Here is a 12824-nt window from a genome sequence, read left to right as displayed (position 1 = left end):
GCTCGCCAACCAGGAAATTGACGATCAATCACTGATCTATCCAAGCTTAGCGAGGCCCTAGAAATAAGAGGCTTACGCGAGCAGCCACACAGGCGGTCGCCCGTGACTCCCAATCACTTCAGCAGGCGGTTTCGCAATTCCAGTTATGACCGGTGGCAGGGAGCGGGTGCCGCTGGAGCCGCGCGGACTGTCGGATGCAACGCGCGCCCTTGTCATGCATTTTTTACCACGACATGGGCATCGATCCGTCGCCGGATGTCAGTATCTTGCAGGAGGTCAAACGGCTTGATGAGTTGCAGGACGTCCGAGAACGCCCTATGGACCACCGGATCTGACACGATAGCTCGGAAGAGTGCGGCCTCGAACTGCCTGCTTTCCTCGTACCGCTCCGGGCGTTGCCCCCGCGTGCCCGGATAGGCGAAATCGGCATTCACACCCATGTTCCAGGGTGCTTGAAGCAGCGAGCCCACTTCGGCCATGAACGCAGCTTGGAGTTCCTCGATCGGGTCCGCCTCCCCGGCAACGCGATCCAGAACCTCATGCAACAGCTTTGCCTGCCGCGCAGCGACAGACATGCCCTGCCCGTAGATCGGATTGAACCGGCAGAGCGAGTCGGCCATCGGCAGAATCCCGCGCGGCAGCCTCTGGAGCTGCTCGAAATGTCTCCAGCGACTCTCATCGAATACGAAGTGTCTCAAGCCGTCGGGTGGCGCGAGCTTGCAAATCGCGTTGTAGATCGTCGGCGTATTCAGTTGACGCGAGAGAGCAAGAAAGTCCTGCCAAGTCTCCGGCTGCTTCGTCGCGCCGTACTGGGAAAGCGAGACAAAGCAGCCCCCGCCTTCGATGGGCAATGTGAGGCCGGACAACACAGAGGAACTCGGATCGGGCAACGTGACCAGGATCTGTCCGTCCAACGACGTACCCTCAGGCCGAACGAGCGCGGTCGCATAGCTGATATCGACGCCAACAACGGTCTCAAGCGGCCGTTCCCAGCCGAGTGCGGCGAGCAAGCCGAGTGTAGGCACGCCGCGGCCGGATGCATCCACCACGAGATCCGCCTCGACTGCTGCAAGCTCTCTTGCGGCGCTCTCGTACCTCACCGACGGTCGGATGGCATCCGACGCAATTTCCGTCACACGGCAATGCGATCGCAACGTGACGTTGGCGATTGCAGCCACCTGACGCCGGACCACGTACTCGATCAGCGGCCGCGAGGCACAGAGCAGCGACGCGCCACAATCGCGCTGCGGCAGAGCACCGACATCCGCTCGCTCGTACCGTATGTCTCGAAAAGCGTTGATGGAAACAGCGCCGCCATCGACAAGATCCTTCTCGAATCCCGGAAAGATGTCCCCAAGCGCCTGCAATCCGCTGGCCAAGAGAAGATGCGGATGCCGATCTTGGGGGACGCCTGCGCGCGGGATAGCCGAGGGCGGAGGAGCGTCGCGTTCAAGAACAACGATTTCCTTGAAATAGGAAGAGAGTGCGCCGGCGGCGCAAAATCCGCCAATTCCCGCTCCGATCACAACTGCGCGCTGCCCTAGATGATGGCTCATGGTCGCTCCTCGCGATGTCCTTCCGTACCATCTGGTGGCAGCCGCGCTACGGGTGTGTTTCGGGCTCCGAAGATCCTTGTTTCAATTGCAATGGAGCGCAGCCTGGATGCGCGAGCGGCGCGTCGAAATCAGTACCGCCTTGCCCGTGCCGTCGGAAAAAGACGCCAACGCGGCATTCTGCTGATCGGCTAGTGGCTGGACTGTGCAACCGGTTTCTCGCACTCGGGTCGCTGCAAACAGCGTTGGCGTCCTTCTTGATCGGTTCGGAAGGCCCCAACGAACCCGCCTTGTCGCTGGGTGACAAAAGCTGTCTTGCCGTCCGGCCCACCAAAGGCAAGGTTCGTTGGCTCTTTGCCCTTAAGGGTAATCTCGCGCAGCGAACGGTCGCCGGCGCTGAGAACCGCGTGGTCACCAACGTCGACGATCCGCGCCAACTCGCAGGCAAAAAAGGCAACGCTTCCCGAAAGCTTCGACAGGTGGTCTACGAGTTAGTAGCTCGGATCGATATCCTCTGGCGCATGGCCGGAAAAGTAACGGGACAGCCCCCTGAGCATTCTTCGGCCCCGTGGGCGCGACTTCCAACGACAGTCGCAGCGGAATCCGGCTCTGTGCCAACGCGCGAGCGTTTCGGGCCGAATGATTGTGAGAACCTGCGCTCGCGCCTTTCCTCCGGTGGCCGATCCTGCGTCGCGCCGTCATCGCCGCCGAAGCCGAGGAATTCAACGATGATGACGGAAGGGCTGCTCGTTGTTTCTGGTCTGGGCCGGCTGGCCGGCCTGCTGGGTGGCGGCGGTCGCGTTGTTGGCGGTCGCGGCCAGTGCGACGTTCGGCGGCGGCGTGAACACGAGGCCCGTCACCGTGCCGGTGGCCTGGATGTTGAAGGAGTTCAGCACGAACTGCGCCACAATGAAGATGTCGTTGCCGCGGACGCAGGCAGCGCCGAGATCAATGGTGCCGCGAGGTGCGACCAGGGTGACATTGCTCCTGGTCGGATCCTGGCCGGGCAGCGTGACCAGGGCGGCGATGCCGGCACCGGTGACCAGACCCTGCGGGTTGACGTAGCAATAGCCTCAGCGTGGACGTCTCCAATGATCGTCGCGGTCACATGAGCAATTACCAAGTTCTATGGTCGCCGCTCTTGAATCGCGTCGTCATGTTGAGGTTCTTCGGATTTCTATGATTTGGCGGCCGGCGCCTTCGAGGGCTCGAGTACCACGGACGCCTCGGTCGTCAGCACCCGGAAGGTAAAGGTCTCCTGGAAATATAACTCCACCATCGAGCTCGAATGGCTGAGATACCCGATGGAGATGTCCTGGCCGATGTCTAGCTCGAAATCTCCACCCCGCGTCGTCAACAGGAATGCGCCTTCCACTGCTGGCGCCCAGATCATGCCGCCGTCAATCACGCGCTCAATGTGGTGAAAGATCGGATAACCCTCGTCGGTTCCTCCTGCGGCCACCGTATAGGCATCTGCGCCGAGCACGAGCGCATAAGGACCGTTGCAGCCGGCGAGCCGCAATCGGCTTACGGCCTGCGCGACAGCGCCCGGATAGCCCCTTACGCTTGCCGGTAATGCGACGACAGCATTGCTGCTGCCTTGACGAATACCCTGAATTCCAGCTGCGGGATATCCGTCGAAGACAGCGCGATCTTCGGCAAAGGCAATTTTGCGCGCCGCCTCCTTCACCGGCGACCAATCCGAATCGGTCGCGCCGCGCTCGACATCGTCGATCTGCTGTCGGGAGAGTTCAAATGGAACGCGCAGTTCGACCAGCGTTTTCGCGTCGCGTTGGACCGCCTGGATGCCGTCGCCGGGCGCCGGGATCTGGTGAACATGACCCGTGCCAACGGCCGCGAGGTCGACACCTTTGGGGTCCGGAACGTCGACCACCCGGCGCGCCGCCAAGTGGCGCTTTAGCGTCCGGGAGGCCTCCTCTTCGATCTGAGCCCAGGCCTTATCCGAGATAGGAGCGAGTTCGCGATGAAGATTATTCACAGTCTACCTCTTTTTCAGTGAGCCAATGCCGAGTGAACCATCGCGGGACGACGAGGGTTTCGGAGGCGTGTTCGCGATGTCAGGGTCTTCTGAGCTCTGAACGTGCTCCGGCGCTGTCGACATCATTTCCGGGGTGACGTTGTCCAGGAAGGTTGCCGACGGCACGAAAAACAATATCCCGGTGACCGCCCGGCTAAAGTCGAGCAGCCGGTCGTAATTGCCCGGCGGCCTGCCGATGAACATGTTTTCGAGCATCTGCTCAATGCGGCGGGGCGATCGTGCGTATCCGATGAAGTAGGTGCCGAACTCACCTTTTCCGAATTCGCCGAAGGGCATGTTGTCCCGCACAATCTGAAGCTGCTCGCCGTTGTCCTCGATCGAGGTCAGAACATTGTGCGCGTATGGCGCCTTCGCCGCATCGTCCTGCTCGATGTCAGAGAGCTTGTGCCGACCGATGATATCTTCTTGTTGTTCGACCGGGACTTCGTTCCAGCGCTCTAGATCGTGCAGATATTTCTGCACGATGACATAGCTTCCGCCGGCAAAGGGCGCATCCTCCTCGCCGATGATGGCCGCTCTTTGAGCGTCCTCACCGACCGGGTTCTCTGTCCCGTCGACGAAGCCCATGAGGTCGCGGTCATCGAAATATTTGAAACCATGCACCTCGTCGACGATGGTCACCGCGCTCGCGAGCCGCGACATAATCTGCGCCGCGATCTCGAAGCACAGATCCATGCGCGTGGATCGCAGGTGAAAAAGAAGATCGCCCGGGGTCGAGACCGCATGATGCACGCCGCGAATTTCACGGAAGGAGTGCAAGTCCTTCGGACGCGGCGCACCGAAGAGCCGGTCCCAAGCGTCGGAACCAAATCCCATGACGCACGACAACCGCCCCTCGAGATCACGAAACCCAACGGCTCGCAACAGAGAGGACAGGTCCGCGCACAAACCGCGCACGGCGACTTCGCTCTCCTTTCCGGCATTGACCGTTACGACCAGAAAAATGGCGGCTCGCGTCAGCTGCGCGACGACTGGTTGCGAAACAGCAGACGGCACCCTTCACTCCTTGCTACCTCTGCGAGATCGGAAAGTCGGCCGACGAAACGCCGCACGACCGAGTTGCGCGGTCATTCTTGGATACACGATATCAGCATCGTCCAGCTCTGGCCAGTTTATAGGACCTGGCGGCGCCGGTGCCGGCGAGCGTCGCCGCGTTGACGATAAGATACTCGTTACGGCTGAGGCCTTTCGTAAACTCGGACATCTGAGAAGCCGCCAAGGAAACCGTCATGCAGTGCATGCACGAAACCGTGTAAAGCAGCGGCCCGAGCGGGTGATTGAGATCGCCGTGATGATGGCTTGAGCCCTTGATGTCTTGGGCGAGGTAGACCCCGCCAGGAGCGAGCGTGTGGCGGATGCCGCGCTTGGACCGACGAGCGAGCAAGAACTACGTGAAGTGAAGTTTCCAAGTTGGGCTGGTTCAGAGATTAATCCCTTCAAGCTTTCCAATATTCTCCTCAAGACTTCCTTTCGATGAGCCGGGCAACGGACCCGGCCTGACGAACGCGTTCACCACATTGCTCAGAAGCTGCGAGACGTTGTTCTCGAAGCCGTTGATAGGAAGGGCACTCCCGAACGCAATGGATCCGGTTGCAAACACCGCACCGTTATTCGGCGCCTCGAAGTACACCATATCGGCCCGCAGGATGTAGTTGTGCGTCCCGCTGAAACCCTGATGCGCGTGCGCCCCCTCCTCGTCGTGGGCGATGTAATTGTCGGGGTGACCACCCGAGGATGCGATGATTTTGGTGTTGGGCGGTGTGCCGAACCCCAGTTTGTAGCAGTCGATCTCGATGCCCGCCGCTCCACCGTTGCCCAGGCCGAAATCGCCGATGAGTTCCCCCTCGATTCCTTCGGTGATCCAGGCCAGCGCAGGATCGTAGCTGTCAGGCATCCGCCGGTAAGGCTGGCTATGGGCGAAGCCTTCGCCGGCAAACGTATTGCCGACCAGCTTCTGCCCCCAGCGCTGGAAGCCGGTCCAGATTCCGCCCATCTGCCCCGTCGTGGCGAGGTAGTACTCACCCGGCCGCGCCGCCCAAGCGATCCAGTGTCCACCGGTCTTGCGGCACTCCATGATCCACGGTTCGTCGTCGCGAAACGCCACATTGCAGCAGAAGCTGTTCGCGCCCATGCAGATGAAACGCCCGCCACCGGCGATGTAGTCCTCGTGTGCATCGAGCATGCGCTCGGAATGATATTCCGGATGCGTGGAATTGAGAATGCACGCATAGGGGGCCATTGCGGCGACACCCTCGAGATGAACATCTTCATCGGTCAAGACATCGTAGTCGTACCCCTTGTGCTCGAGCCACGCCAGGATCGAGAGATCCGCCGGGAAATTCCAGGGCAGGTCGAACGCGGAGATCCGGTATTTCGGCCGCATATTCACCATCGGGCGATAATAGCTTGAGTAGCAGATGCCGACGCCATCCGCGTGAGAGTCGTAGCAGCCCCCGCCGAATTCCGGATTTTCGTAGATTTCAATGTCGACCTCAGAGATCGTCGGCGGTTGACCGGCCATTGGCTGCACGATCTGGCCGTCGGTCGCAAAGCGCTCGTTGGCATAAGCGATATAGGTTGCCGTGGAAAACAGCAGAGCGATGCGCCCGGTCGGCACACGCGGCCGGACGAAGAAGACGATGTACTCTTCGGCCAGGCCCTTGCCGTCGCCGCCGTGTACCCTCATCGCGTAGGCGCCGCTGCGCAGCGTTTCGGGCAGCTCGAGCGTCTTTGTGACTTTCCAGTTGCTGTCGATCATCGCGTCGGCATGGAATTCGATGCCGCCGTATTCATGCGGGGCGAGACGGAAGCAGTCGTTGCGGCCGTTCCAGTTGTAGCCAGTCTGTGCGCGCACCGGTCTGTTGTAGCCGTTCGCATCGAGGCGGTTTGGTCCGATGTCGACCACGACATCGCCGATGCCGTGATCGGTGTAACCCTTCGTGGTGTCCCAATATGCCATCATGCCGTATGATGGAGGCTGTCCGCCCGAGCGGATCGCGTCGAGCTCCTCGCGACCCAACGGGCGATCGAACACACCGCAGCGATCGATCTTCCCGCAGTAGAGCTGCGACACGAAGTGACCGCGCAGTGCGTGCCAGTCGCGCGAGCCGGCCACGAGGAACGGCGTATCGGGCAGGTTGTTCTGCCTGAACCGAAATACCTCCGACACATGCGAGCGATATTCGATCGGCACGACCTTGCTGAGCAAGCTATTGTAGCGGTTCACGACCCCTTCCTGGTAGAGGGTGGCGCGGCCGCTTCGCGCATCGAAGGTGGCCGCGACGAAATACCAGGCCTGCTTCTGCAACGGCAGCTCCGCCTGCAGATAGTCGATCTCGCTTCCGCGCCCGATCCAGAACTCCAGCCTGCCGCTCGGATTGATCCCAAGGCCGTAGCCGTAATTCCTGTCATTGTCCCAGCGGCCCAGCAGGCATTGCCGATGCCCGACATCCGGCCATGTCGGCCAGATGAATGCACACAGCGTGATGCTGCCGTCGAGTGCGAGCTTGCGATCGGGGTCGGCGACCTCGAGGAAGGCTCCGACCTGCGTGAACTGCTTCTCGACCCGCCAGGTGCCGTTGGCGACGCAGTCGATTTCCTCCTCGATGAATCCCGGACCATGCGGATGCTCGTCGCCATGGATCAGACGCACGAGATGGGCTTCAGCGGTGGACGTGCCGTCGGCGCTGACATGAAATTGTATGGTGTCGCCGGGCTTCACCGAGATCTTGTCTGCGTAACCAAATATCTTGATCTGCGCCATCGTGCGGAGTTTCCAATCGAGAAGCTGAACGAGGCTCGTGCCCCACCCAGCGTGTTGCAGCTATCTCTAGGTTTCGAGAAGGTCGCGGATGCAGCGCAGGAACAGGCCATGCCAGGCGTCGTTCGCTGACGCGTAGATGAACTCGTCAACCACACGCGGGGAGGTCCCCCGATGCCCCGACAGCCTGACCACTTGATACTTGCGGAACGGCTCGATGGCCTTGACCGCATATCTTTCGTCCAGTGGTCGTTGGCGGAAGTAGATCAATAGTCGCTCGAGCCGCTCGCTGTGCTGGCCCAGCGGCGACCGCCGGTGCTCCTCGATCACCTCGGGCGTCACGAGCGTCCGCAGAAACTCGCGGCGGAAGCTGTCGAACCGATCCCGGACGATGATGTCGCGGTCCTGAGACCTGTCATACTCGAGAGGCAGCATCCTCAACTCTCCAGAATCGGTAAACGTCTGTCGCGAATCGTGCCGTCCGGGCGTACCGGCACGGCATTCCGTGACGGATGTTTCAAGCCCACTGCTTTTCCTCATTGACCCAGGCGGACCCGGGCAACCTGCCAGCCCCGACGAACGCCTCGACGACGTTGGCCAGCACGCGGGATGCGCTGTTTCTAAAATTGTTGACTGGCAGCGATTGCGCGAACGCGACCGAGCCGCACGCGAATACGGCTCCGCCACGGGGCGCCGTGAAGTAGATCATGTCGGCATGAACGCGCCAGTCATATGACCCATAGAGGCCGAGGTAGGAATAAAGGACGAGCTGCTGGTTCACGACATAGCTGTCGGTGTGCCCCCCCGACGATGCGATGATCCTGGTGTGCGGCGGTGTACCCAGGGCGCGATCGTAATAGTCGAGGGCCAGCCCCGCGGCGCCGTCATTGGCAAGGCCAAAGTCGCCGATAATCTCGCCATCGACACCTTTGGTGATCCAGGATACGGTGCGGTGGTAGCTGTCTGGCATCCGCCGGTATGGCTCGCTTCGTCCACCGCCCGAGCTGCTCAGGCCGATTCCGACCAGCTTCTGGGTCGCCCGTCCGAGTACCTTCCAGGGACCGCCGCGCATCCCGTCCGTAGCCATGTAGTGCTCGCCGTAGCGCGATATCCATGGCTTGTACCCGTCATCGCGACGCCGACACTCCATGATCCATGGTTCGCCGTCGCGAACTCCTGCCGTGGCGTTGAATCCGTTGCCGCCCGCATAGATGTAGCGGCCGCCGTCGGCGATATAGTCCTCGGTCGCGTCCAGCATGCGCTCGGTGTAGTATTCAGGCCGCGTGCCGCTGATGACGCAGTCGTACGGCGACAACGCCGCCGACCCATCGCAATGCAGGTCCTCGTCGGTCAGGACCTCGTAGTCGAAGTCGCTCTGGTCGAGCCAAGCGATGATCGAGAGGTCCGCAGCCAATCCCGACGCCACGTCGAGGCTCGGCATCCTGTATCTCGGCCGCATGTTCATAATCGGTCGGTGATAGGAGCTGAAGCACACGCCATTTCCGTCGGCGTGCATGTCGTAGGTCGAAAGCCCGAAATCGGCTCTCGCGTACATCTCGATATCGATATCGGACAGCACGGCTGGCTGGCCCGTCAAGGCCTCGCGCTCCGGATGATCAAAGCTCAGGCGCTCGTTCGCAAAGGCAAGGTAGGTCAACGTCGGAAACAGGAATGCAATGCGCGCCTGCGGCTTTTCCGGCCGCACGAAGAAGACGACGTGCTCCTCGCTCAAGTTCTTTCCCCTACCGGAGCGCAGCCGCATGGCATAGCAGCCGCTTTTGAGACCGCGTGGCAGGGTGACGACCCTGGTCGCCTTCCAATTGCAGTCCGTCAGCGCGTCGGCATGAAACTCGATCCCCCCGAACTCGTGCGGAGCCAGACGGAAGCAATCGGTGAAGCCGTCCCAGTTCCAGCCGGTCTGGCCGCGAACGGGCCGGTTGTATCCTCCGGCATTCAGCTTGTGCCGCCCGACGTCGACCACGAGATCGCCGATGCCGCGGTCGGTGTATCCTGCGCTCGTGTCCCAGTACGCGATCAGGCTTTCCATCGCGGGGACGAGGCCGCTCCTGATCGTGTCGAGCTCGGCGGGCTGGAGAGCCTCGTCAAACGCGCCGCACCGGTCGATCTTGCCCCAATAAAGCTCCGACACGCACGCACGCTGCTGCGCGTCGCGGCTGCGCGAGCCTGCCATCAGGAACGGAGTTGAGGCGAGGTTGCCGGGCTTGCTTCGGAAGATCGCGGATGTGCGGGACTCGTAATCAACAAGCGCGACCTTGCCCAACAGGCCGTTGTACCTGTTGCCGACACCGACTTGATACAAGGTCGCATGCCGGCTCCCCGCATCGAAGGTCGCGGCCACGAAATACCACATCTGCACCTCCAGCGGCACGTCGGCGGCCACGGACTCGACGATCTCTTCGCCGCGTCCGATCGAGAACTGCAGACAGCCCTTCTCGTCGAGGCCGATCCCATAGCCCTGCTTTCGCTCGCCGTCCCATCGGCCGATAATACTTTGGCGCTTTCCGGACGCGGGCCAAGTCGGGTGGATGAAGGCGAACAGGGTGAAGCTGCTTGCGAACGCCAGCCGGCCCCCGGGGTCATCGACCTCGAGGAACGATCCTACCTGGGTGAACTGCCGCTCGACCCGCCACGTGCCATTCGCGGTGCACACCACCTCTTCCTCGACGAAGCCGGGTCCTGCGGGGTTTTGATCGCCATGGATCAGGCGCACCAGTTGCGCCTCAGCCGTGTCCGTCCCCTCGGCGCTGACATGAAACTGGATGGCCTCGCCCGGTTTGACCGAGATCTTGTCCGTATAGCCAAATAGCCTGACCGGTGTCACCACCAACTCCCTCGTTTTGCGATCGTCCCGACTCCGCCGCGCAGATCGGACACAGCTTCATTCGTAACTTCGATCAGGACTCCAGCAGGTCCTGAACACGCCGCATGAAGACGCCGTGGCAGGCCTCATCCGGCGTCAAGTAAATCCTGTCCTCGACCACACGCGGCGCCACGCCGCGATGGCCAGACAGCGCCACGATGCGATACCCCTCGAAGCGTTCCACGGCCATGATGGCGTACTTCTCCACCTGAGGACGGGTGCGGAAATAGATCAGCAGCCGTTCGAGCGCCTCGCTGTGCTGTCCGTTAAGAGAGTGGCGATGCTCCTCGATGATCTCCGGCGACACCAGCGTCTTGAGATGATCGCGGGTCATCTTGTCGTGGCGCCGCTGATAGATAACGCTCTTGTCGTCGGTCTCGGTCGCCTCCTCGGGCAGCATCTCACCACCCTTCTCCGCCCGCGTCGACCGCCGCTCGCTCTTCTTCTTGTCGCGCCAGGCACGGAACTGCGCCTTGATCCCGAACAGCCCGTTACGCAGGTAGAGAACGACCAGCAGCATGATGAGGCCGATGATCATGAAGCGCGCCGGTCCCCATGTGTTCAGCACCTGGTCGAAGAACACGACGATGAGGGTGCCGACCACCGCGCCTTCTGCACGTCCGACGCCGCCGATCACCAGCATGGCGAGGCCCAGCAGGACGGTGTCGAAGTTGAAGATCGAGAACGCCACGCCGCCGAAATTCGAGGTATAGAATCCGCCGATGAAGCCCAGCGCCGTCGACGAGATGAGGAACACCCAGACGCGCGCCTGGCGAAAGTTCACCCCGGTCGCCTCGGCGAACGCCTCGCGCTTTTCGGGCGCCATGCGAAGGATTCGTCCAAGCCGGCGGCCGTTGACGAACCGATAGAGCAGCAACGCGAGCAGCATCAGGCCGAAGCAGGCGTAATACGCTAAAAGCAGCTGACCCAACTGCGACCAATCTTCTGGCACGTAGGTCGCTGCGCCATACAGGCCGCCGTTGGCGGACCCGAATTCCTTCGAGGTGACGAAATAGACCCGGCAGAGCTCGTTGAGTCCGAGGGTGAGAAGCGCGTAGTAGAAGCCATCCAACCGCGTGGCGGGCAGCGCGATGATCCCGCCGAAGACCAGACCCACCAGCGCGCCGATAGGTGGCAACAGCCACCAGGGCAACGCGAACTTGACCGCAAGCAGTGCCGTAACGAACGCGGCCGTCCCGACCACTGCATAGGTGGCGAGCGAGAAGACCCCCGCGGTGCCCATGATGAGCATCCAGCACAGGCTGATGGCGGAATAGATGCCGAACGTGGCTCCCGCCGTCAGCAGCGTGTTCTGCAGGTCGCCGGGCGTGAACAGGGGAGCGATCGCCAGGGCAAGAAGCCCCAGCACCCACCAGATCGGTCGCTTGTCGACGATCGTCTTCTCCGCGCGCAACGTCTTGGGATTGTATTCCCCGCGCAGGCGCAGCACCCGACGGCGCGTCGGCCAGTAGCGAAGACGATTCCACATCGCTCCGCCGTGTCCCGGCCACTTGTAGTAGTAGCGCAGGCGGCCGACCGGGTTCAGCTTCGTCTTCGATTGACGAGTCCTTTCCCAGACCTCCTGATGGCTTCGGAACGGAATGGTCGGAAGTTCTTCGACGTCGCGCTTGCCACCCCAGACGAACAGTGGATTGCGCCATTTGATGCCGCTATCAAGGGACATTGCTCAGGCCTCCCTCGCCTTGTCGAGCAGCCCGGCGATACCGCGCGGACGGACCAAGAGGATGACGATGATCACGACGAACTGGGTGACGAGAACATAGCGGCCGCCGATCGACATGCCTGTCAGCGCCTCGTTCAGGCCGAGCACGATCGCGGCGATGACGGCGCCGCGCACGCTACCGAGTCCGCCGCAGAGCGCAATGCTGACGCCCTTGATCATTGGCATCAGTCCGCCGAACGGCGAGATGTAGTAGGTCTGCGAGAGCAGGACGGCCGCGAGACCCGCCAGTCCGCCCGTGATGCCCATGACGTAGAAGGATGTCCGCCGCACGCCAATACCAACGATGGACGCCGCATGAGGATTCATCATCATGGCGCGAATTTCGAGGCCACGTCGGCTCGACTGCATCCACCTGAGAACGATTGCCAGTATCAGGACGGACGTCACCACGTTGCCGACCTTGTCGGCCGTGAAGACCGCGCCCGACAGGGATACCGACCAGCTGCCGAAGATCTCCGGCAGGCTCTTCGACCGTGGGCCAAACCACCACAGCAGAAATTGCGTGCCGATCAGATTGATCGCGAGCGTCGCAATGAGACCGCGGATGGTGAAATTCGGCTTGTCGTGTATCGGTATGAATCCGAGCGCACAGATGATCACACCCCCGAGCGCGCCTGCGAGGATACCCGCGGCCAGCACTGCAGGCCCCCACACGGAGACATGCTGGGCGAACAGCCAAGCACCATACCCCGCGAATGCGAATATGAAGCCGTAGGACAGGTTGAGCAGGCCGAGGCTCGACCACGTGATCGAAATTCCGATCGCGAGCGTGCCGTAAATGCACGCAAGGACGATTGTGTTGCTGACGATGAACCAGATATCCACGT

Annotated in this window: 9 protein-coding genes and 1 pseudogene; all 10 read right to left on the bottom strand. The window is 61.6% G+C overall.

All coding sequences use genetic code 11. The annotated features are described in order from the left end of the window. Positions 1-212: 212 nt before the first annotated feature. Positions 213-1526 carry a hypothetical protein gene (locus tag K288_RS0119340; protein WP_027581052.1) on the bottom strand — a complete coding sequence of 438 codons (1314 nt, stop codon included), beginning with the start codon at positions 1524-1526 and terminating at the stop codon, positions 213-215. 218 nt (positions 1527-1744) lie between these two features. Continuing rightward, positions 1745-1930: pseudogene (locus tag K288_RS54780) on the bottom strand (hypothetical protein); the annotation flags it as partial. A 345-nt stretch (positions 1931-2275) separates the two neighbouring features. Then, the gene (locus K288_RS54775) at positions 2276-2461 is read right to left on the bottom strand and encodes a hypothetical protein (RefSeq protein ID WP_027581050.1); all 186 of its coding nucleotides are present in this window, start codon (positions 2459-2461) and stop codon (positions 2276-2278) included. 269 nt (positions 2462-2730) lie between these two features. Then, positions 2731-3552, bottom strand: a complete 822-nt coding sequence (locus tag K288_RS0119320; RefSeq protein WP_027581049.1) for a family 1 encapsulin nanocompartment shell protein — start codon at positions 3550-3552, stop codon at positions 2731-2733. Between the two features lie 3 nt (positions 3553-3555). Continuing rightward, positions 3556-4608, bottom strand: coding sequence for a Dyp-type peroxidase (locus K288_RS0119315; protein ID WP_027581048.1), 1053 nt, complete (start codon positions 4606-4608; stop codon positions 3556-3558). 424 nt (positions 4609-5032) lie between these two features. Continuing rightward, positions 5033-7375 carry a N,N-dimethylformamidase beta subunit family domain-containing protein gene (locus tag K288_RS0119305; protein ID WP_027581046.1) on the bottom strand — a complete coding sequence of 781 codons (2343 nt, stop codon included), beginning with the start codon at positions 7373-7375 and terminating at the stop codon, positions 5033-5035. A gap of 66 nt (positions 7376-7441) precedes the next feature. Then, complete coding sequence (locus tag K288_RS45910; protein ID WP_027581045.1) at positions 7442-7807, bottom strand: hypothetical protein; 366 nt, start codon at positions 7805-7807, stop codon at positions 7442-7444. A gap of 82 nt (positions 7808-7889) precedes the next feature. After that, the gene (locus K288_RS0119295; RefSeq protein WP_027581044.1) at positions 7890-10214 is read right to left on the bottom strand and encodes a N,N-dimethylformamidase beta subunit family domain-containing protein; all 2325 of its coding nucleotides are present in this window, start codon (positions 10212-10214) and stop codon (positions 7890-7892) included. Positions 10215-10287: 73 nt separating this feature from the next. After that, a complete protein-coding gene (locus tag K288_RS0119290; protein ID WP_027581043.1) occupies positions 10288-11937 on the bottom strand; it encodes a branched-chain amino acid ABC transporter permease in 1650 nt (549 codons plus the stop codon). 3 nt (positions 11938-11940) lie between these two features. Then, complete coding sequence (locus tag K288_RS0119285) at positions 11941-12822, bottom strand: branched-chain amino acid ABC transporter permease (RefSeq protein WP_027581042.1); 882 nt, start codon at positions 12820-12822, stop codon at positions 11941-11943. Positions 12823-12824 lie beyond the last annotated feature (2 nt).

Origin of the sequence: Bradyrhizobium sp. Ai1a-2, assembly GCF_000426245.1 — a bacterium.
GTDB lineage: Bacteria > Pseudomonadota > Alphaproteobacteria > Rhizobiales > Xanthobacteraceae > Bradyrhizobium.
Note: the sequence above shows the minus strand (reverse complement) of the source record. Positions and strands in the feature narration are given on the sequence as shown.

Coding starts and splice junctions, on each gene's coding strand:
- K288_RS0119290 (WP_027581043.1), bottom strand. CDS start 11,937: ATGTCCCTTGATAGCGGCATCAAATGGCGCAATCCACTGTTCGTCTGG.
- K288_RS0119305 (WP_027581046.1), bottom strand. CDS start 7,375: ATGGCGCAGATCAAGATATTTGGTTACGCAGACAAGATCTCGGTGAAG.
- K288_RS45910 (WP_027581045.1), bottom strand. CDS start 7,807: ATGCTGCCTCTCGAGTATGACAGGTCTCAGGACCGCGACATCATCGTC.